This window comes from Trinickia camelliae, from assembly GCF_053525655.1.
The window spans coordinates 671728-693019 of the sequence record NZ_JBCHAA010000001.1 but is presented as its reverse complement, the minus strand read 5'-3'; the positions used below and the strand labels follow the sequence as shown (position 1 = coordinate 693019).

At 64.6% G+C, this 21292-nt stretch carries 16 protein-coding genes and 1 tRNA gene; 8 read left to right on the top strand and 9 right to left on the bottom strand.

Annotated features, from left to right (window positions below):
• Positions 1-31: 31 nt before the first annotated feature.
• Positions 32-484, top strand: coding sequence for a MarR family winged helix-turn-helix transcriptional regulator (locus AAHK20_RS03100; RefSeq protein ID WP_449179948.1), 453 nt, complete (start codon positions 32-34; stop codon positions 482-484).
• Between the two features lie 171 nt (positions 485-655).
• On the opposite strand, the gene AAHK20_RS03095 is transcribed toward AAHK20_RS03100, so the two are convergent.
• The 3 genes from AAHK20_RS03095 to AAHK20_RS03085 form a co-directional block, all read right to left on the bottom strand.
• Positions 656-1651 (bottom strand): 2-dehydropantoate 2-reductase, encoded by a 996-nt coding sequence (locus AAHK20_RS03095; protein ID WP_449179947.1) that lies wholly within the window; start codon positions 1649-1651, stop codon positions 656-658.
• A gap of 5 nt (positions 1652-1656) precedes the next feature.
• Positions 1657-2412 (bottom strand): class II aldolase/adducin family protein, encoded by a 756-nt coding sequence (locus AAHK20_RS03090; protein ID WP_449179946.1) that lies wholly within the window; start codon positions 2410-2412, stop codon positions 1657-1659.
• A gap of 296 nt (positions 2413-2708) precedes the next feature.
• Positions 2709-2795 (bottom strand) — tRNA-Leu (locus tag AAHK20_RS03085).
• A 251-nt stretch (positions 2796-3046) separates the two neighbouring features.
• Between AAHK20_RS03085 and AAHK20_RS03080 the strand changes: the two genes are divergently transcribed.
• The gene (locus AAHK20_RS03080; protein WP_449179945.1) at positions 3047-3880 is read left to right on the top strand and encodes a squalene/phytoene synthase family protein; all 834 of its coding nucleotides are present in this window, start codon (positions 3047-3049) and stop codon (positions 3878-3880) included.
• A 38-nt stretch (positions 3881-3918) separates the two neighbouring features.
• On the opposite strand, the gene AAHK20_RS03075 is transcribed toward AAHK20_RS03080, so the two are convergent.
• The 3 genes from AAHK20_RS03075 to AAHK20_RS03065 form a co-directional block, all read right to left on the bottom strand.
• Positions 3919-5157, bottom strand: coding sequence for a DUF1501 domain-containing protein (locus AAHK20_RS03075; RefSeq protein ID WP_449179944.1), 1239 nt, complete (start codon positions 5155-5157; stop codon positions 3919-3921).
• A gap of 105 nt (positions 5158-5262) precedes the next feature.
• Entirely contained in the window at positions 5263-6951 is a 1689-nt protein-coding gene (locus AAHK20_RS03070) for a DUF1800 domain-containing protein (protein ID WP_449179943.1), read from the bottom strand.
• 211 nt (positions 6952-7162) lie between these two features.
• Entirely contained in the window at positions 7163-7498 is a 336-nt protein-coding gene (locus tag AAHK20_RS03065; protein WP_449179942.1) for a hypothetical protein, read from the bottom strand.
• A gap of 244 nt (positions 7499-7742) precedes the next feature.
• On the opposite strand from AAHK20_RS03065, the gene ompR reads away from it, so the two are divergent.
• From ompR to AAHK20_RS03050, 3 genes are all read left to right on the top strand, one after another.
• Positions 7743-8477: an osmolarity response regulator transcription factor OmpR gene (ompR, locus tag AAHK20_RS03060; protein ID WP_449179941.1), complete on the top strand. Its 735-nt coding sequence runs from the start codon at positions 7743-7745 to the stop codon at positions 8475-8477.
• 46 nt (positions 8478-8523) lie between these two features.
• A complete protein-coding gene (locus AAHK20_RS03055) occupies positions 8524-9873 on the top strand; it encodes an ATP-binding protein (RefSeq protein ID WP_449179940.1) in 1350 nt (449 codons plus the stop codon).
• A gap of 148 nt (positions 9874-10021) precedes the next feature.
• Positions 10022-10528 carry a peroxiredoxin gene (locus AAHK20_RS03050; protein ID WP_449179939.1) on the top strand — a complete coding sequence of 169 codons (507 nt, stop codon included), beginning with the start codon at positions 10022-10024 and terminating at the stop codon, positions 10526-10528.
• Between the two features lie 30 nt (positions 10529-10558).
• Here the strand turns inward: AAHK20_RS03050 and ispF are convergent, their stop codons facing one another.
• Positions 10559-11047, bottom strand: a complete 489-nt coding sequence (gene ispF, locus AAHK20_RS03045) for a 2-C-methyl-D-erythritol 2,4-cyclodiphosphate synthase (RefSeq protein WP_449179938.1) — start codon at positions 11045-11047, stop codon at positions 10559-10561.
• Positions 11048-11099: 52 nt separating this feature from the next.
• Entirely contained in the window at positions 11100-11834 is a 735-nt protein-coding gene (gene ispD, locus AAHK20_RS03040) for a 2-C-methyl-D-erythritol 4-phosphate cytidylyltransferase (protein WP_449179937.1), read from the bottom strand.
• Positions 11835-12077: 243 nt separating this feature from the next.
• Here ispD and mfd point away from each other — a divergent pair, with 243 nt between their 5' ends.
• The 3 genes from mfd to AAHK20_RS03025 all read left to right on the top strand — a co-directional run bounded on the left by mfd (position 12078) and on the right by AAHK20_RS03025 (position 18166).
• Positions 12078-15566 (top strand): transcription-repair coupling factor, encoded by a 3489-nt coding sequence (gene mfd / locus AAHK20_RS03035; RefSeq protein WP_449179936.1) that lies wholly within the window; start codon positions 12078-12080, stop codon positions 15564-15566.
• Positions 15567-15834: 268 nt separating this feature from the next.
• Positions 15835-17091, top strand: a complete 1257-nt coding sequence (gene argE / locus AAHK20_RS03030; protein ID WP_449179935.1) for an acetylornithine deacetylase — start codon at positions 15835-15837, stop codon at positions 17089-17091.
• 61 nt (positions 17092-17152) lie between these two features.
• On the top strand, positions 17153-18166 hold the full coding sequence (locus AAHK20_RS03025) for a threonine/serine dehydratase family protein (RefSeq protein WP_449179934.1): 1014 nt from the start codon (positions 17153-17155) through the stop codon (positions 18164-18166).
• 221 nt (positions 18167-18387) lie between these two features.
• Here the strand turns inward: AAHK20_RS03025 and AAHK20_RS03020 are convergent, their stop codons facing one another.
• The gene (locus tag AAHK20_RS03020; RefSeq protein WP_449179933.1) at positions 18388-20859 is read right to left on the bottom strand and encodes a penicillin-binding protein 1A; all 2472 of its coding nucleotides are present in this window, start codon (positions 20857-20859) and stop codon (positions 18388-18390) included.
• Positions 20860-21292: the final 433 nt, after the last annotated feature.

The window sequence follows — 21292 nt, the reverse complement described above, 5'->3', positions numbered from 1 at the left end:
CGCATCCACCAAGACGACCAACGGGAGCACTATGAAGGCCGCCGCCAAAGCCGGGCTCGATCAGTTCTTGACCTATCGCATGCATGTGCTGAACAAGCTGTCCGATCGCGGTATCAGTGAGCTCTATCAGACCAAGCTCGACATCACGCTTCCGGAAGCACGCGTCATTGCATCGGTCGGTTCGTTCGGCCCGTTCTCGATCATGGACCTCGCGAAGCATGCGAACCTCGACAAGAGTCAGGCAAGCCGGGCCGCCGAGGCGCTGATCAAGCGTGGGTTGGTCGAGCGGGAAACGAGCGCCGAAGACGGCCGAGTCGTGCTCATTTCGCTGACGGAAGAAGGCCGCGCGCTCTATCGCAAGGTCATGCCGATCGCACGCAAATGGAACGCCGATTTGTTTGATTGCCTCGACGAGAAAGAACGCGAAGCATTCGGACACGCGCTCAACAAGGTGATCGCTCGAGCGTTGGCCAATGACGAGTGACGCGGCGCTCGAACAATAGAAAAGCGCGCCTCGGCGCGCTTTTTCTTTGTCGGCCCGATGTCGATCCGGACTTGGCGCTTTAGCGCCTAGTCCGGTCTCATGCAGAGCTGTTAGCGCTTTAGCGCTTACTTCGGGCAACCACAGCGAGATCGTTCAAGCGTGGTCAGCCGGTCACAAGCCGCTATTCGCCACGCGTTGCCGCAGCAGGCCGAGCACGGCGTCGCAGTACGGCGTCGGAACGCCGAGCTTGCGACCCAATTCCGGAAACACACCGAGTATCGGCTCGATTTCGAGCGGCCGCCCGGCCTCCATGTCTTGCAGCATCGAAGTCTTGAACGCACCGAGCTTGCGCGTCACCGCGACGCGCTCAGGCGGCGTCATGCCCGTCGACAAACCCAGCCGCGCGCCGATCGCCTCGGCCTCCTCCATCATCCGCAGCACCAGCGCATGCGTGAGCGGATCGTCCAAAAGGCGATCGGCCGTCGACCCGGTCAATGCGGAGAGCGGGTTCATGTTCATGTTGCCCCATAGCTTCGCCCAGATCTCGGTGCGGATGTCGTCCGACTGGACCGCGTCGAAGCCACCGGTCGCGAGCGCCGAAGTCAGCTCCCGCGTTCGCTCGGCCAGCGACTCGCGCGACGCGCCGACGATCAGCCGATTGCCGCGGCCGCGCCGGATCACGCCAGGCGCATCCGAAGACGACGACAAGTGCACGACGCAACCGATCGATTGCGCACAGGGCAAGGCCGCCGACACCACGCCGTTCGGATCGACAGCGTCGATCGTCTGCCCCGCAAGCGGCTCGTCGACGCCGTCGAAAAACCACCACGGCAAGCCGTTCATCGCCGCAACGATCGTCGTGCGCGGACCCACGAGCGGACGCAGATTTGCCGCGATGTCCGGCAACGCCTGCGCCTTGAGCGCGATGACCACGCAGTCCTGCACGCCCAGCGTGGCGGCATCGTCGCTCGCGTTGACTGCGACGCTCGTGTCGTTGTCGCCGTCGACGATACGAATACCGTTTGCGCGTATCGCGGCGAGCGTCTTGCCGCGTGCGAGCACGCTGACATCGTGCCCTGCGCGCGCGAGCGCAGCGGCGAGCAATCCGCCGATCGCCCCGGCTCCGACCACGGTCGTCCGCATTGCATGACCTGCTTGTGGCGTCATGAGTGTCACTCCTTGTAAGACGGGTCGATCCGCTCGACCTGGCGCAGCAGTGCATCCAACACGTCCTGGCCGGCGCCGTATTTCGGATCGAATTGCAGCGAGTCGCGCGTGCAGCGCGAGGCGATCTCCGCCGTGATGTGCCGTGCCGGACCCAGCGCCGCGGTCGCAAGCTGAATCTCGCACGCGCGATTGAGCGTCCACAGCCGCGCAAACGCCTGCGCGATCGTCGTGCCGATCGCCAACAGACCATGGTTACGCAAGATCAGAAGCCGTTTGTCGCCAAGGTTGGCGACGAGTCGCGGACCTTCGTCGGCTCGCACAGTGATGCCCTCGAAGTCGTGATACGCGACCATCCCTTCGAGCTGCGCGGAATAGAAGTTCGAATTATCGAGGCCCCCGTCCGAGCATGCGACGGCGAGCCCCGCGGTGGTATGCGTGTGCATGACGCAATGTGCATCCGGCAGCGCCCGATGAATCGCCGCATGCACGACGAAACCCGCTGGATTCACGCGATGCGTCGATTCGCCGACCACGCGCCCGTCGAGATCGATCTTGACGAGATTCGACGCGGTGACTTCCGTGTAGTGCAGGCCAAAGGGATTGATCAGGAAGTGCGTGTCGGGGCCGGGCACGCGCAAGGTGATGTGGTTGTAGATCAGCTCGGTCCAGCCGAGCATCGCGAAGATGCGGTAGGTGCCTGCCAATTGCACGCGCAATGCGCGCTCGACGGCGGCCTGGTTCGCGGGTTCCGCAATATCCATCTCGATCTCCTGTCGATCCGAGTTAGCGCTTACTCGGGTCCCATGCAAAGCTCGCACGCGTCGCGTGCAGCACGTGGAAACAGCGCTTCGATCGGAGCAGAATAGGTCAAATTAGTTGTGCGCGCAACTAATTTGACGCGAGACCGTGCCGCTCGGAAAAACCTCGCGGATCACGTTCGCCAACCGGAATATTAGGAGAAGGCAGAAAGCACTGGACACACGCGCATCATGCGCGCGGGCCGTGCAAATCGGGACAAGCGGGAGTACTAGCGGAGTATTTCGACCGACAAAAGTCGTGGTGCGAGGGAGGGGACTCGAACCCCTACACCCTTGCGGGCGTCAGGACCTAAACCTGGTGCGTCTACCAATTTCGCCACCCTCGCAACCGGATGCCACGCATTGCACGCGGCTCCCGCTGTATGGCGCGCTTTTCGCTGCTCCCGCCCGCCCCTCGCGGGCCGGACAACGGGTCGGACAAACCCTCACATCGAAAAGTGCAAGCGCGAGATTCTAACTGATTCACACGGCGTTGTCTGCAACTCTCGACACGCCTCGATGCTAGAATCCTCGACTGCCCGCTAAGCCACATCGTGCCCCTTGCGGCGCAATCCGCATCCTCCAAGTCCCCGCTCAAGTGAATTTCGACGAATATTGCCAGCAAAAAGCGGCGCCGCCCGGCTCGAGCGCGTACTACGCGCTACGCCAGGCGCCGCTCGCGCGCCAGCCGCTTCTCACCGCGCTCTTTGCGTTGCGCCGCGAGCTCGAAGAAACCGTGAAGGAAACGAGCGACCCGACCATCGGCCGCACCAAGCTCGCATGGTGGCAAAAGGAGACGGCGGCGCTGGTCGCGGGGCAGCCCTCGCATCCGGTGTCGCTCGCGCTCGCCGCGCACTGCGGCGACGTGCGGGTCGAAGAAGGCGCGCTGCAGACGCTCGTCGCCGGCTTCGAGATGGATCTCGATCAGGCGCGTTACCTCGATTTTCCGAATCTGCGCCGCTACATCGAGCAGGTCGGCGGGACCTTCGCCGGGACGGTCGCGCGTGCCACCGCGCGCGATCCGCAAGGCGCCGAGCAATGGGCCAAGCCGGTCGGCAATGCGCTGATGCTCGCGCAGTTCGTGCAGGAACTGGGCAATGACGCGCGCCATGGCCGCATCTATATTCCGATCGACGAATTGCAGCGCTATCAGGTGACGGCGGCCGATCTGATCAACCGGAAATACAGCTCGGCGTTCACCGAACTGATGCGCTTCCAGACGAGCCGCGCGCGCGACGCGCTGAAGGCGGCGCTGGCCGGGATCCCTATTGCCGAGCGCGACACCCAGCGCACGCTGCGTGCGCAAGTCGCGCTTGCGCTGTCCGTGCTCGACGAAATCGAACGCGACAGCTACCAGGTGCTGCACCAGCGCATCGCGTTGACGCCGATCCGCAAGCTGTGGATCGCGTGGCGCGCGGCGCGCAAACGCTAGCCGTCGCGGGCCCTGCGACAACGCGTTCGCCCAGCGCGCTAGACCCGCAGCAACGGCAGCGGCTCGAAGCGCTCTCCGAGCACGCTCGGCGCGTCGAGCCCCCACCACGGACCGAGCACGGTCGCATAGATCTGCCGGAAGTCCACCCCGACGGGCAGATTGCCGTTTCCATCAAGCCGGGCGAGATCGGGCGCCACGCCGTAAAGTCCGCCGCGCACGAGTCCGCCCATCACGAAGTGCGGCGCGACGGTCCCGTGATCCGTGCCGTTGCTCTCGTTCTCGCGCGGGCGCCGGCCGAATTCGGCGTAGGTCACGACGAGCGTGTTGTCCCAGCGCCCGAGCTCGACCAGCGCCGCGCGCATCGACGCGAAGCCGTCCGCCAGTTGCTTGAGCAAGGCCGCTTGTTGACCGGGCTGATTCTGGTGCGTGTCGAAACCGTTCAACGTCAGCCGGATCACCGCGACGCCCTGCCCGGCCTTCGGCCGTCCCTGCGGCGTATCGCAGGCAGCGAGCACCTGCATCGCCGTCTTGATCGACGTCCCGAATGCGCCGCCGGGAAAGGCAGTCTTCAATTGATACTCGCCGTCGCGCGCCGCGCCGTTGACGGCGGGCCGCAAGCGGTCGGCGGCTTTCACGATGTCGTTCTCGACGTCGAGAATGTGCTCGAGCTCGGGGTTGCGCTCGTGTAGCGAGACGGGCGTGGCGAGACGCGAGGCGCGCACGAACTGCGTCGGATTCACGAGCGCAATCGCGCGCGAGCCGTTTGCCATCGGGCCCATTTCGGCGCTGCCGATCACCACGCCGTCGGCCGCGAACGTCGACGGCACCGGCGCCTGCGCAAATGCGCGCGTCAGCCAACCTTCCCGCAGATATTCGTCGGAGCGCGAGGCCGTGTCCCAGATCTCGATCGACCGGAAATGTGACAGGTTCGGTTGCGGATAGCTGACGCCTTGAACGATCGCCAATTGCTTGGCCTGCCATAGCGGCATCAACGTTTGCAGCGACGGATGGAGCGCCGTGCGATCGTCGAGCTGAATCAGCTGCTCGCGCTTGATGCCGATGTTCTTGCGTAGCGTCCGGTAGGCGGGATCGGCGTAGGGAATGACGGTGTTCAGCCCGTCGTTGCCGCCCTTGAGCTCGACGAGGATCAGCAGGTTGCGGTACGTTCGCGGCGCCGCGAACGCGGCATTGCGCGGCGGCTCACCCGCGAAGGACTTAGGCAACCAGAGCGATGCGCCAGTCGCGGCGGCTGTCGCCAAAAAATCGCGTCTCTTCATGCTGCACCTCGTTCGATCGTTGCATCGCACGCGGCCTGCCCACATTCAGCCGCGGCGCTTCCATCGTTGTTTTTGTGTGCGTGCGCGCCGAGCGCACACTCGGGCTTATTTCAGCTGATATGCCGGGTCCATCAACAACGCCTCCAGATAGGCGCTGCCGGTCGAATCGGTATCGATCGCATCGACAGGCGGAATCGGCAAAACCGCATGCTGCAATTGCAATTCGGCCGAGAGGCCAGGCTTGCCGCTCGGCGCGGCGCCGAACTGCGCGAGCCAGCCGTCCAGGTCGAAGCGCATGCCGCCCTGCCCGGCTTTCGCCATCGCCTTCTGCGCCTGCGTGTTGGCTGCCGCCGTGGTCCGGCTTGCGGCAAGCATGCCGCCACCGGCCATGCTCATGCCGCCAGTGCCTGAGGCGACCCCACCTACGCCGGCCGTGCCTAGACCGGCCGTGCCTATCTTCATCGGATGCGGTTTCCCCGCTTCTGTTGCGCGAAACAGCTGCTCGACAAATTGCTTGCGCGCGAGGAGCGTCGAGCTGTTGATCCACGTCTGCCCGCCCGGCCAGCCCTTCACGTTCGGCGGATAGAACAGGTTCTCGCCAAAATTGCGAATGGCGCCGGCGAACGGTTCGGTACCGTCATAAGCCACGTCGAATTCGCGCAGCGTCCCGACGACGAACTCAACCGGCGACTTCACCAGCACACCGCGGTTGTCCTCGTTCCAGAAGGCGTCGGAAAGGAACAGCCCGCGCAGCGCCACTTTGATGTCGTAGTGGCTCGTCCTGAAGCGATCGGCGATCGGCTCGATCTGCGCCGCATCGGGCGTCTCGGAGACGAACTCGCGCCAAAGCTCGGTGGTCACGAGCGTCGCCGTCTCGGGCTGTGCGAGCAGGATGTCGAGCACTTGGTCGCCGTCGAGCGGGCCAGTTTGGCCGAGCACCGTCTTCAAGCCGTCGTCATGCAACTGCGGCCGGAAGACGAAGGCTTGCGTGTCGGGATCGACGCCCCAGCCGGTGTACGCGCGCGCCGCTTCCGACACATCGCGCTGCGAGTAATGGCCTTCGCCGAGCGTGAAGAGCTCCATCACCTCGCGCGCGAAGTTTTCGTTCGGCCGTCCTTTGCGATTGCTCGCGCCATCGAGATAGAGCAGCATCGCCGGGTCCTTCGCGACGTCGTGCAGCATCACGCCGAAGTTGCCGAGCGCTTCGCGCCGCAACAGCTCGTCCTGCGCGAGCATTACCTGTGGGTAGCCGACCTTATCCTGGCCCGACGTGAAGTGGTTGTGCCAGAAGAGCGTCATCCGTTCGGTGAGCGGCGACGGCGTGACCACCATCTCGCGCACCCACCACGCACGCAGTTCTTCGTAGCGCTGGCTGCGCGTCTGCTGCTCGGCGCGGCGCTCGTCGGGCGTCCATTCCTTCTGCTCGGCACGCGTCGGAATCGGCTCGTTGGCCCAGACCGGCAGTGGCGTGACAGCTTGCGTGCGCGCACCTGCGAGCACCTTGTCGACGGCCTGCTCGCGCGAAAGGCCGACGTATTGCGCGACTTCGTTGGCGTCGGGAGCAAAGCCGACGCGCGTCAGGAAAAAGCGTGCGTCGTTCGCATCGAGGAGCGTCTGATCGGGGCCGTCGGGCGCGACGACGTGCGCTTTGTGGCGCTTCGCCTTGAGCGGATGGACGGCGCTCGCGGCTTGCGCTTGCGCGTCGCGCACCGCCAGCACCGATAGTCCGGCCGCGAGCGCCAGGACACATACGCTGATCGATAGCCTGATCGTCAAAGCGGATTGGATTTTCATCGTCTGTCGCTCAGAACATCTGATTGATTGTCTGGCCCGGCTCGCACGAATCGCTACGGGAATTGTGCTACTCAACGGCGCGTTTCGCCGTCGAGTTGACGATGAAATTGCTACGAAATTTTTCTCTGATTACAGGCATGCAATTCGCGGAGTTAAACGTTTGCGAATTGAAATTTTCGGAGTTGAATTGCGCAATATCCGATGGATCGAATCAGCGCTTGTAAAGCTCGCGCACGGCGTCTTCAATGTGCTGGCGCAGCAGGCGGCGCTCTTCGGGCGTCATGTGGCCGTCGCGGCGCTGTCGATCGAGATCGGGCGGAACGGCCGCGCGCACGATGGCGTCGGATGCGGGGTGATCAGGCGCTGCGGGATGATCCGCACGGACAGGCTGAGCCACTTTGCGGCGATATGCCTGATGCCATTGGGAAGGATGTTCGCTGAACGACTCGGCGTGGACGCAGATCGGGCTGGCCGCGCTGGCGAGTCCGCCGGCCAAAGCTAGCGCGACCATTTTGATGCGCGCATTCGGCCAAACCCCTCCGGTCATCTTGTTCCCTTCGTCGTGCGGCAACCGGCTACCTCGAATTACTTGTGCGAACCCGCTGAGAAAGTCGGGTGTATCGGATGATGTGAATTGGGTGATATGGATTGAAGTATCTACCGAACGGCCGGGTTCCGTAAAGGAGTGTACGCAAGCATGCTTTACGCCGTGCCATATGCCGGGTAAATTTTGTAACTGACTGTAACCCGAGAAATCCCGCGCCCGCGCTCACCTTTCTAATCGCGCTAAGATGCCGACCATGGAAACCAAAAACCCCTCGAAAATCCTTGTAGTCGACGACGATCCGCGCCTGCGCGACTTGCTGCGGCGCTATCTCGGCGAACAAGGCTTCAACGTCTACGTCGCCGAAAACGCGCCGGCGATGAACAAACTTTGGGTTCGCGAGCGTTTCGATCTGCTCGTGCTAGACCTGATGCTGCCCGGCGAAGACGGGCTGTCGATCTGCCGGCGTCTGCGCGGCAGCAACGACCGCACGCCGATCATCATGCTGACCGCCAAGGGCGAGGACGTCGATCGCATCGTCGGCCTCGAAATGGGCGCTGACGATTACCTGCCAAAGCCTTTCAATCCTCGCGAGCTCGTCGCGCGCATTCACGCGGTACTGCGTCGCCAGTCGCCGTCGGAGCTGCCGGGTGCGCCGTCGGAGACGACCGAAGTCTTCGAGTTCGGCGAATTCGCCTTGAATCTCGCCACGCGCACGCTCACGAAGTCCGGCCAGGAGATTCCGCTCACCACGGGCGAGTTCTCGGTGCTCAAGGTATTCGCGCGCCATCCGCGTCAGCCGCTGTCACGCGAAAAGCTGATGGAGCTTGCGCGCGGCCGTGAGTACGAAGTGTTCGACCGCAGCCTGGACGTGCAGATCTCGCGTCTGCGCAAGCTGATCGAGCCCGATCCGAGCAGCCCGCGCTTCATCCAGACCGTCTGGGGCCTTGGCTACGTCTTCATTCCCGACGGCGCGGCTTGAGGCGCTCCCCGTCGTACTCGCCGCACTCACTCAATAAGAAGGGCCCATGCGCATCGACCGGCGCCTTATGACGCACGCGTTCGGCGGGCTCTTCTGGCGAACCTTCCTGCTGATCGCACTGCTGATCTCGGTCAGCCTGGCCGCGTGGTTTCAGAGCTTTCGTGTAATCGAGCGCGAACCGCGCGCCCAGCGCGTCGCGTTGCAGCTCGTTGCGGTCGTCAAGCTCACGCGCACCGCACTCCTCTATTCCGATCCCGATCTGCGGCGCGCGCTGCTGCAGGATCTGGAGAGCAATGAAGGCGTGCGCGTCTATCCGCGCGAAACCACCGACAAGTACAAGCTGCAGCCCGACGAGTCGCTCAACCGGCTGATCGAGCATGACATCCGCGGGCGCCTGGGCGAAGACACGATCATCGCGCAATCGGTCAACGACATCCCCGGCGTGTGGATCAGCTTCAAGATCGACGACGACGACTACTGGGTGGCCCTCGACCGCGATCAGCTCGATAACGTCACCGGCTTGCAATGGGCCGGCTGGGGTATTTTTGCCCTCGCGCTGTCGCTGTTCGGCGCGGCGTTCATCACGAGTCTCGTGAACCGGCCGTTCGCGCGTCTTGCGATCGCGGCGCGCAAAGTCGGCTCGGGGCAATCGCCCGAGGCGCTGCCCGAAAGAGGCATGGGCGTGGCGGCCGAAACCAACCGCAGCTTCAACCAGATGGTGCGCGACCTCGAGCAGCTCGACGCCGATCGCGCCTTGATGTTGGCGGGTATTTCGCACGACCTGCGCACGCCGCTCGCGCGTCTGCGTCTGGAGACGGAGATGAGCCCGTCCGACCAGGCGACGAAGAACGCGATGATCGACGACATCGAGCAGATGGACATGATCATCGGCCGCTTCCTCGATTACGCGCGTCCGGTGCAGCGCACGCCGGAACCTGTCGACCTTTCGCTGATCGCAGGCGAAATGGCCTCGCGCCTGGCAGGCGAAGACGGCGTGCGGCTGATCACGCGGCTCGCGCCGTCGGCGGTCATCGAGGCCGATGCGACCGATGTGCGGCGCGTGGTCGGCAATCTGCTGGAAAACGCCCGCAAGTACGGGCATAGCGAGAACGACGGCATCCCGCACATCATGCTCGAGACGCGCGTGTCGCATTCGCGCGTGGAGCTGTCGGTGCTCGACGAGGGCCCGGGTATCCCCGAAGATCAGCTGCCGCTCGTTACCCGTCCGTTTTACCGCGTCGATACGGCCCGCACGCAGGCGAGCGGCACCGGCCTCGGCATGGCGATCGTGCAGCGGCTCGTGGGCCGCCACCGAGGTGCGCTGCGGCTGCGCAACCGGTCGCCGGGCCCGGGACTCGAAGTCACGATCGAGTTCCCGCTCGCCCGAGGCGGCTGAGCCTCTGTCCGGAGCTGGGAGATCGGTAGATAAAAGCTACCAATTGGGAAATTCAATAGAGTCAGCGATCAACCGATCTGCCGCTGCCGTTATAACGTGCCCCTAGCTTGATTCGGTAGTTTCCTCAGCGTCACACAGGAGCATTTGCATGAAGACCGTGGGCGACAAACTCGAAGCTTTCACCGTGACGGCCGCCAAGCCCGGCTTTAACCACGACGAAGAAAACGGCCAATCGGCGTTCGAAGAAATCACGGAAACGTCGTTCCCGGACAAGTGGAAGGTCATCTATTTCTACCCGAAGGATTTCGCGGTCGACTGCCCGACGGAAATCATCGAGTTTGCGAAGCTGCAGAAGGACTTCGCTGAGCGCGACGCCGTGCTGCTCGGCGGCAGCGTCGACAACGAGTTCGTGAAGCTGGCCTGGCGCCGCGAGCACAAGGATCTGAACAAGCTGAACCACTACGCGTTCGGCGACGTAAAAGGCGAACTGATCGACCAGCTCGGCGTGCGCGACAAGGAAGCCGGCGTGGCCCTGCGCGCGACGTTCATCGTCGACCCGGATAACACCATCCAGCACGTTTCGGTGAACACGCTGAGCGTCGGCAGCAACCCAAGAGAGATCCTGCGGATTCTGGGCGGCCTGCAAGCGGACTAGCAGTCCGCCGCAACAATCAGCCGCGATAACTCACCCCTTCGAGGCCCGCAAAAGCAGCACCGCCGCCTGAGCCTCGATCCCCTCGCCTCGGCCCAGATAACCGAGCTTCTCGTTGGTCTTCGCCTTCACGTTCACGCGATCGAGCGGCAAGCCGAGATCTTCGGCGATGTTCGCGCGCATCGCGTCGATGTGCGGCGCGAGCTTCGGCGCCTGCGCGATCACGGTGCTGTCGACGTTCTGGATCGCGAAACCCGCCTCGGCGATGCGCTTCGCGCACTCGCGCAACAGCACGCGGCTGTTCGCGCCGGCAAAACGCGTGTCGGTGTCCGGAAAGTGGCGGCCGATGTCGCCGAGCGCAGCCGCGCCGAAGAGCGCATCGGTGATCGCGTGCAGCAGCACGTCCGCGTCCGAGTGGCCGAGCAGCCCCCGGTCGTAAGGCACCGTCACGCCGCCGATGATGAGCGGGCGTCCCGGCACCAGCGCGTGCACGTCGTAGCCTTGTCCGATTCTGAAATCCATCCGTGAGTCCGTTTATTCGAGTGAGTTGCGGAAAATGAGGCGGGAAACGCGCTCAGCCGCCAGTTGGGTGGTGGCTTGCGGAGCGGTTGAGGATCGCGTCCGCGAGATCGAAGTCTTCCGGATACGTGACCTTGAAGTTGCGCAGGCTTCCCTGCACGAGACGCGGCGCGTGGCCGAGCCATTCGATCGCGCTCGCTTCGTCGGTGAGGTCGTGGCCGTCCTGCTGCGCGCGCAGGATCGCCTCGCGCAGCATGCCGACGCGGAACATCTGCGGCGTCTGCGCCTGCCACAAACCGTTGCGCGACTCCGTGCGGGCGATGTGCTCGCCGGTTTCGACGTCGACGCGCTTCAGCGTATCGGCGACCGGCAGCGCCATGATGCCGCCGACCGGATCGTCCTTCAGCGCGGCGATCAGCGAACGGATCAGCGCCGGCGTAATGCCGGGGCGCGCGGCGTCGTGCACGAGCACCCAGTCGGCGTCGGTTGCGCCGAAGTCGGCGAGCGCGGTCAGGCCGTTGAGCACCGACGCCTGGCGCGAGGCCCCGCCGCAGCGGCGCACCGCGAAGCGCAGGCCGGCGAAGCGGCGGGCGTCGAAATGCTGGTCGTCGGGAGCGATGACGACGAGTGTCTGCGCAAATTCGCTGCAGGCGTCGAACGCGGCCAGCGTGTAGTGCAGCAAGTCGCGGCCGGCGACGGTCCGGTATTGCTTGGGCATCGGCGCGCCGGAACGGCTGCCGGTGCCCGCGCAGGGAATCAGGGCGAAAAGACGCGGGGTTGCGGAGGTCACTGAGGTCGAGGCGGCCGCAGGGGATGCGCGCCGCGAAGTCAAAATTAAAGGACGGATTTTATAATAGGCGTTCGCCTGATTGCTTGAGACCGGCGTAGACTTCCCGGTTTCGCTTGTGCCAGGTGGTGCCGGGGGTCGCGAGCTCCAGCGCCCTCGGATCGCCAGCGAGCGTTTTGCGCGTGAGTTCGCTTGCGAGTTTCGTCTGTGAGTTTTGCCAGTATTAACGGCCGCACCTCTTCATCTATGTCCCCAAACGCCGCACCGTCTTCGTCGTCTTCCTCGCCCGTGGCGCTCGTCAAGGCCGGCACGCGTTTCGCCTTCGATGGCACGCATGGCTCGTCCGACGCGCTCTTGATCGCCCGCTATCACCTGAGCTGGCGTGAAGAGGTGCCGCTTCTCGCAGTTGTCTGCGCGAGCGCCGTCGACGCGCAGCGGCTCGCGCAGGAAATCGCCTATTTCGCGCCGAACGCGCGCATCCGCGTGCTGCCCGATTGGGAGACGCTGCCGTACGACACGTTCTCGCCGCACCAGGACCTCGTGTCCGAACGGCTCGCGACGCTGCACGATCTCGGCGAGGGGCGCTGTGACATCCTGCTGGTGCCCGCCACGACCGCGCTCTACCGGATGCCGCCGGCGGCGTTTCTCGCCGCGTATACGTTTTCGTTCACCCAGGGCGAACGGCTCGACGAGACGAAGCTCAAGGCGCAACTGACGCTCGCGGGCTACGAGCACGTGAGCCAGGTCGTGCGCCCCGGCGAGTACTGCGTGCGCGGCTCGCTGATCGACCTCTATCCGATGGGCTCGCCGCTGCCGTACCGGATCGACCTGTTCGACGACCAGGTCGACTCGATCCGCGCGTTCGATCCCGACACGCAGCGCAGCCTCTATCCGGTCGGCGACGTGCGCCTGCTGCCCGGCCGCGAATTCCCGTTCGACGAAGCGGCGCGCACGGCGTTTCGCAGCCGCTGGCGTGAGGAGTTCGAAGGCGACCCGAGCCGCTCGACGATCTACAAGGACATCGGCAATGGCGTGCCGTCGGCGGGCATCGAGTATTACCTGCCGCTTTTCTTCGACGAAACGGCCACCCTCTTTCACTATTTGCCGGAACGCGCGCAGCTCGCGTTCGTCGGCGATCTCGATAGCGCGATTCGGCGCTTCACCGCCGATACAAAACAGCGCTTCAACTTCCTGTCGCACGACCGCGAGCGGCCGATCCTCGAGCCGCAGCGCCTGTTCCTGACCGACGACGATTTCTACACGCTGGCGAAGCCGTTCGGGCGCCTCGTGCTGCCCGCGAGCGGCGACGGCGCATGGGCGACCCCCTTGCCGAATCTCGCGATCGACCGCCACGCGGACGATCCGGTTCTCGCGCTGCGCGCCTATCTGGACACGACGCCGAACCGCGTGCTGTTCGCGGCCGAATCCGCCGGCCGCCGCGAGACCATCGCGCAGTTGCTTGCCGAAAACCATCTGCGCCCCACGTCGAGCGACAGCTTCGAAAACTGGCTGACCAGCGACGAGCGTTTCGCGCTCGGCGTCGCGCCGCTCGCCAACGGCTTCGCACTGCCGGGCGAAGGCTACGCGATCATCACCGAGACCGAACTGTACGGCCCGCTCGCGCGGCGCGCCGGACGGCGCCGCCAGGAGCAGGCGAGCAACGTCGACTCGATGGTGCGCGATCTGTCGGAGCTGAAAGTCGGCGACCCGGTCGTCCATTCGCAGCACGGCATCGGCCGCTACATGGGTCTCGTGACGATGGACCTCGGCGAAGGCGACACCGAGTTCCTGCACCTCGAATACGCGGGCGACAGCAAGCTCTACGTGCCGGTCGCGCAACTCCACGTGATCTCGCGCTACAGCGGCGCCGATCCGGAAAGCGCGCCGCTGCACTCGCTCGGCTCGGGCCAGTGGGAAAAAGCGAAGCGCAAAGCCGCTCAACAGATTCGAGATACGGCAGCCGAACTGCTGAACCTGTACGCACGCCGCGCGGCGCGCGAAGGTCACGCGTTCAAGCTCGATCCGCGCGACTACGTGAAGTTCGCCGAGAGCTTCGGCTTCGAGGAAACGCCCGATCAGGCGGCGGCGATCGCCGCCGTGATCGGCGACATGACGAGCGGCAAGCCGATGGACCGGCTCGTCTGCGGCGACGTCGGCTTCGGCAAGACCGAGGTCGCGCTGCGCGCCGCGTTCATCGCCGTGATGGGCGGCAAGCAAGTCGCGCTTCTTTCGCCGACGACGCTGCTCGCCGAACAGCACACGCAAACCTTCTCCGACCGCTTCGCCGATTGGCCGGTGCGCGTCGCCGAACTGTCGCGCTTCAAGTCGGGCAAGGAAGTGAACCAGGCGATCTCGCAGATCAACGAGGGCAGCGTCGACATCGTGATCGGCACGCACAAGCTGCTGTCGTCGGAGGTGCAGTTCAAGCGGCTCGGCCTCGTCATCATCGACGAGGAACATCGCTTCGGGGTACGCCAGAAAGAGGCGCTCAAAGCGCTGCGCGCCGAAGTCGACGTGCTCACGCTGACCGCGACGCCGATTCCGCGCACGCTCGGCATGGCGCTCGAAGGGCTGCGCGACTTCTCGGTGATCGCCACGGCGCCCCAAAAGCGGCTCGCGATCAAGACCTTCGTGCGGCGCGAGGAAGAGAGCGTCATCCGCGAGGCCATGCTGCGCGAATTGAAGCGCGGCGGCCAGGTCTACTTCCTGCACAACGAGGTCGAGACGATCGAGAACCGCCGCGCGATGCTCGAAGAACTCGTGCCCGAAGCGCGCATTGCCGTCGCGCACGGGCAGATGCACGAGCGCGAGCTCGAGCGCGTGATGCGCGATTTCGTGGCGCAGCGCGCCAACGTGCTGTTGTGCACGACCATCATCGAGACCGGCATCGACGTGCCGAGCTCGAACACGATCCTGATTCATCGCTCCGACAAGTTCGGTCTCGCGCAATTGCACCAATTGCGCGGGCGCGTCGGGCGCTCGCACCACCAGGCGTACGCGTACCTGCTCGTGCACGATCCGCAGGCGCTCACGAAGCAGGCGCAGCGCCGGCTCGAAGCGATTCAGCAGATGGAGGAGCTCGGTTCGGGCTTCTATCTGGCGATGCACGACCTGGAAATTCGCGGTACCGGCGAAGTGCTCGGCGACAAGCAATCGGGCGAGATCCAGGAGATCGGCTTCCAGCTCTACACCGACATGCTCAACGACGCCGTGCGGGCACTCAAGGAGGGCCGCGAGCCCGATTTGACGGCGCCGCTCGCCGCCACCACCGAAATCAACCTGCATGCGCCGGCGATCCTTCCCGCCGATTACTGCGGCGACGTGCAGGAGCGTTTGTCGCTCTACAAGCGTCTCGCGAATTGCGAGCACAACGATGCGATCGACAATATCCAGGAAGAGCTGATCGACCGCTTCGGCAAGATGCCGCAACAGGCGCACGCGCTGATCGAAACGCACCGGTTGCGGCTGGCGGCCAAGCCGCTCGGCATTTCGAAGATCGACGCGGGCGAAACCGTGATCGGCTTGCAGTTCATCCCGAACCCGCCGATCGACGCGATGCGGATCATCGAGATGGTGCAGAAGCACAAGCACATCAAGCTCGCCGGCCAGGACAAGCTGCGCATCGAAACGCGCAGCCCCGATCTCGCGGTGCGCGTTTCGACTGTCAAGGAGACGCTGCGCGCGCTCGGCACGCCGACAAAGCAAGGCGCGCAAGCGGCTGCCGCGGCGCGCTGAGCGCGCTGCCAACCTCGGGCCCCTTCCGTCAGCCGCGTGCGTGGAAGGGGCTTGTTTGCGCGTTGCCGCACCGCCCCGCGGCCCAGTTCGCCTTACGGATGGCCGCCCCACGGATCGCCGCCCGACGCAAACTCCCAGCTGCCCGCAAACGTTATACCTCGCTCGCCGCGCAAGGAGCGTTCGCCACCGCGCGCAAGCGCCTCGCCACCGCTTTGGCGCGCACTGATTTTTCGGTATGATCGAAAGACTAATGAGCTGGAGTCCCCTCATGTCACAGATCGCTGAAACGGCGCATCTCGTCTCCCCCGCTTCCTCGCATCCGCAGCCCTCCTCCCCCGCCTCTTCCGATTCGTCGCCCGTCAGCCTGCCTTGGGTCGAGCGTCTCGTATCGATGAATACAACGAGCCGCCTGCCGAACCTGGGCCTGATCGAAACGGTGCGCGACGCCTTGCGCGAGCGCGGAATCCAAGCGACGCTCACGCACGACGCACGCGGCCAATGGGCGAACCTGTTCGCCACCGTGCCCGCGCACGACGGCGAAACGAACGGCGGCATCGTGCTGTCGGGGCATACGGACGTGGTGCCGGTCGACGGCCAGCAATGGGACAGCGACCCTTTCAAGCCGGAAACGCGCGACGGCAGGCTCTATGGCCGCGGCACCTGCGACATGAAAGGCTTCATCGGCGCCGCACTCGCGCTCCTGCCCGAGATGCAGGCGACGAAGCTCGCGAAGCCGATTCACTTCGCGCTGTCGTTCGACGAGGAAATCGGCTGCGCCGGCGCGCCGCTCCTGATTGCCGATCTGCAAAAACGCGGCGTGAGGCCCGACGGCTGCATCGTCGGCGAGCCCACGAGCATGCGCCCGATCATCGCGCACAAGGGCATCAACGCGTACCAATGCTGCGTGCGCGGCCACGCGGCGCATTCGTCGCTGACGCCGAAGGGATTGAACGCCATCGAATACGCCGCGCGCCTGATCTGCTACATCCGCGACATGGCCGATCGCTTCCGCGCGGAAGGTCCGTTCGACGACCAATACGACGTGCCGTTCACGACCGCGCAGACCAGCACGATCGAAGGCGGCAACGCGCTCAACACCGTGCCCGCCGAGTGCCGCTTCGCGTTCGAATTCCGCAATCTGCCGACGCTCGACCCCGAGCCGATCTTCAAGCGCATCGAAGACTACGCGAAGAGCACGCTGCTGCCGCAGATGCAGCGCGAGCATCCGAACGCTGCAATCGAGTTTTCGAAGATCGCCGCGGCCCCTGGTCTCGACGCGTCGGAACAAGCCGCGATCACGCAGCTCGTGCGTGCGCTCACCGCGAATCAAGAGAAGCGCAAGGTGGCCTACGGGACCGAAGCGGGCCTCTTCGCGCTAGCCGGCGTGCCGAGCATCGTCTGCGGCCCCGGCAACATCGAACAGGCGCACAAGCCCAACGAGTACGTCGAACTCGAGCAACTGGTCGCCTGCGAGAATTTCTTGCGCAAGTTCATCCACAGCATGTCGGTGGAGGCGCACGCGTAACGCGTGCGCGGGTTAGACCGAGCACCGCCGATCTCCCACGAATCGAGACACGCCCACGCCCATGTCCACCGCCACGCCGCAGCACACGAATCACACGATAGACGGCGAACCGATCCCCACGTTGGATGCGATCGCCACGCAGCACTTCGCGCTCACACCCTGGGTCACGCGCACGCCGGTGTTCGAACGTCAGGACTTTCCGTCGCTCGAAGGGACGCACGTCAACTTCAAGTTCGAACTGCTCCAGGCAAGCGGCAGCTTCAAGGCCCGCGGCGCGTTCACGAACCTGCTGGCGCTCGACGCCGCGCAACGCAGCGCCGGCGTCACCTGCGTCTCGGGCGGCAATCACGCGGCGGCCGTGGCGTACGCTGCCATGCGCCTCGGCATCAGCGCGAAAGTCGTGACCTTCCGCACGGCGAGCTCCTCGCGCATCGCGTTGTGCAAGCAATATCGCGCGGAAGTCGTGACGGCCGATACGCCCGCCGAGGCATTCGAACTCGTGCGCCGTATCGAAGCCGAAGAAGGCCGCTATTACGTGCATCCGTTCAACGGCTACCGCACCGTGCTCGGCACAGCGACGCTCGGCTACGAATGGGCCACGCAAACGCCCGATCTCGACGCGGTGATTCTGCCGATCGGCGGCGGCGGTCTCGCGGCCGGCGTCTCGACGGCGCTGCGCCTCGCGAATCCGCGCGTGCACGTGTATGGCGTCGAGCCCGAGGGCGCCGATGCGATGGGCAAGAGCTTCGCCGCCAATCACACGGTCAAGATGGGGCCGATGCACACGATCGCCGATTCGCTGATGGCGCCGTACACCGAGCAATACAGCTACGAGCTATGCCGGCGGCACATCGACCGCCTCGTGACCGTATCGGACGACGAGCTGCGCTCGGCGATGCTCAAGCTCTTCGCGAATCTCAAGCTCGCGGTGGAACCCGCGTGCGCGGCGGCCACGGCGGCCTTGCTCGGGCCGCTGCGCGAGACGCTGCAAGGCAAGCGTGTCGGCGTGCTGTTGTGCGGGACCAATACGGACCCCGTGACGTTCGCGGCGCAGATCGAAAGCGCCAAGCCCTGACGCGCGATTGCGCGCAGCACAGCGGCGCACGAGTTTTCCCCTTATCCACAGATTTTGTTGACAGGGCTGTTGATAAGCTCTGGGCTAACTGCGTAAGTGGTTGAGCGCGCAACGAATTCTTCCCCTGACAAACAAAAGGCCCGCGATGCGCAAAAGCGTGCGCATCGCGGGCCTTTTCCTATTCCCCATTCCCTGGCGCGGATTCTCTCCGCGCGCTCAGATCAAGGCTTGTTGTCCTCGAACATATTCATGATCTGCTGCTTTTCGCCTTGCGAGACCGACGGCGTCTGAAGCCCCGCCGGCCCGATGCTGCCCACCGCATCGCTCGCCGCCGCCAGCGCATTGCCCGAGTCGAGACCGATGCTCGCGACGAAGCCGTTGCCCGGCACCATGTCCGCGAAATACAGCTCGCCTTCGACGGTCGTCACGCCATCGGGCATCGGCATCGGCTGCTGCGGCACGCCGCGCAGCGCGCGTCCCATGTAGTCGACCCAGATCGGCAGCGCGAGCTGCGCGCCGAATTCGCGGCTGCCAAGGCTCTTCGGCTGGTCGTAGCCCATCCAGGCGACTGCGACGAGCGTCGGTTGATAGCCTGCGAACCAGCCGTCCTTCGCGTCGTTGGTCGTACCCGTCTTGCCCGAGAGATCCGAGCGCTTCAGCACGTTCGTGCCTGCGCCCGTACCGGACGTCGCGACCGAATGCAGGAGGCTGTTCATGATGTAGTCGTTCGCGGCGCTGATCGTGCGCGGCGCGTTCTGTCCGGCGACGATCGGCTGCGCCTTCGAGATCGGCTGGCCGCGCGCGTCGTCGACTTCGGCGATCAGATACGGGTTGATCCGATAGCCGCCGTTCGCGAATACGCTATACGCGCCCGCCGACTGCAGTGGCGTCACGAGACCCGCGCCGAGCGCCATCGGCAAGTACGGCGGCGTCTTGTCCGCGTCGAAGCCGAACTTCTGCGTCACGTAGTCCTGCGCGTACTTCGTGCCGATGTACGAGAGGATGCGAATCGACACGAGGTTCTTCGACTTCTCGAGCGCGACGCGCATCGGCATCGGACCGTCAGGCTGATCGTCGTCCTTCGGCTCCCACGCGTCACCACCCGGCGTGCTCGGCGGGAAGAACAACGGCGCGTCGTTGATGATCGTCGCCGGCCCGAGCCCCTTGTCGAGCGCGGCCGAATAGATGAACGGCTTGAAGCTCGAGCCCGGCTGGCGCCATGCCTGCGTCACGTGGTTGAACTTGTTCTTGTTGAAGTCGAAGCCGCCGACGAGCGCGCGGATCGCGCCGTCTTGCGGCGTCAGCGACACCAGCGCGCCCTCCACTTGCGGCAATTGCGTGATCTGCCAATCGCCGTCCTTCGCCCCCGGCATCATGCGAACGATCGAACCGGGCTTGATGCGCTGCGCCTGGTTCGCCCGCGGGCTCAGTGCCGAGGCGACGAACTTGAGGCCATCGCCCTTCACCGTCGCCGACGTGCCGTCGACGAACTGCGCGGTCACCGCAGTCGGGCTCGCCTCGGTCACGACGGCCGCGACGATTTCGCCGTTGTCGGGGTGATCGGCGAGCGCATCGTCGATCGCCTGATCGCGGTCGTCGGCGTCGCCCGGCAGCTGGATGAAGCCTTCAGGGCCGCGATAGCCGTGGCGCCGCTCGTAGTCCATCACGCCCTTGCGGACCGCGCGATAGGCGGCGTCCTGATCGCCCGAATCGATGGTCGTCACGACCGTCAGGCCGCGCGTGTAGGTCTCATCCTTGTATTGCGCGTACATGAGCTGACGGACCATTTCAGCGACGTACTCGGCATGCACGCTGTACTCGTTGCCCGAAGCCTTCGTATGGATCGGCTCCTTGACCGCTTCGTCGTACTGAGCCTGCGTGATGTAGTTCAGATCGAGCATGCGCTTCAGGATGTATTCCTGACGGATTTTCGCGCGCTTCGGATTGACGATCGGGTTGTACGCCGACGGCGCCTTCGGCAAGCCCGCAAGCATCGCCGCCTGAGCGAGCGAGATGTCCTTCAGGTCCTTGCCGAAGTAGACGCGCGCCGCGGCGGCGAAGCCGTACGCGCGCTCGCCGAGATAGATCTGATTCATGTACAGCTCGAGAATCTGATCCTTCGTGAGCGCGCTTTCGATCTTGTACGCCAGCATCATTTCGTAGATCTTGCGCGTGTACGTCTTCTCGCTCGACAAGAAGAAGTTGCGCGCGACCTGCATCGTGATCGTGCTCGCGCCCTGTGAAGCGCCGCCGTGCATGAAATCGGTGAGGCCCGCGCGCAGAATGCCGATGAAGTCGACGCCGCCGTGCTCGTAGAAACGGTAGTCCTCGATCGCCAGCACCGCTTTCTTTTGAAGATCCGGAATGTCCTGGAAGCGCACGAGGCTGCGGCGCTCTTCGCCGAACTCGCCGATCAGCACGTGGTCCGCGGTGTAGACGCGCAACGGCACCTTCGGCCGATAGTCAGTCAAGGCATCGAGCGACGGCAGCTGCGGCGCCATCACGACGAGCGCATAGCCGACGATCAGCGCGCCGACCACGGCGAGCGTCGCGAACAGACCCATGAACGTGAGCGCGATGCTCGCGCCGAGTGAGCGGCCGCGAGGCGCGGATGAGCGTTCGGTGTTGCGTCGGTTGGAATCTCGGTCGTCTGCCGATTCGTGCGAGGATTGCGGTCGTTTAATGATAGGCATGACTGGAAAGGTGGACGCGGCGTGCCGCGCCGGTTGCGCGCCGGTATCTCGCGCGTGTGGATCGTGATCGTGACGTCATGGCGTCGTGCGTGGCGTGTCTGTCAGGCTTGGCCGGTCGCGTTTTCGAGACTGCCCCGCAGCGCCCGCCCCCCGGCAAAGCCGCTGCACCACGCCAAGCTGTGCAATGCAACAGCGCATTTTAATAAAACCCGAAGGTTGACAACGAACTTTTTTTGTAAGAATTCCCTAGCGTTCGGACCCTGTGCCGTCCAATCGCTAGATGGCGCACATAGCCGCGAAATCGGCCTAAGTTATCAACAGAATATGTTGAAAGCCCTGTGGAAAAAAGTCAGACAACGTCATCAACTCATTGATCGTGCAGACATTTCAAGGGCTGCACGTTTCGCGCCTCCGGTTCTCGCCTTATGATGGA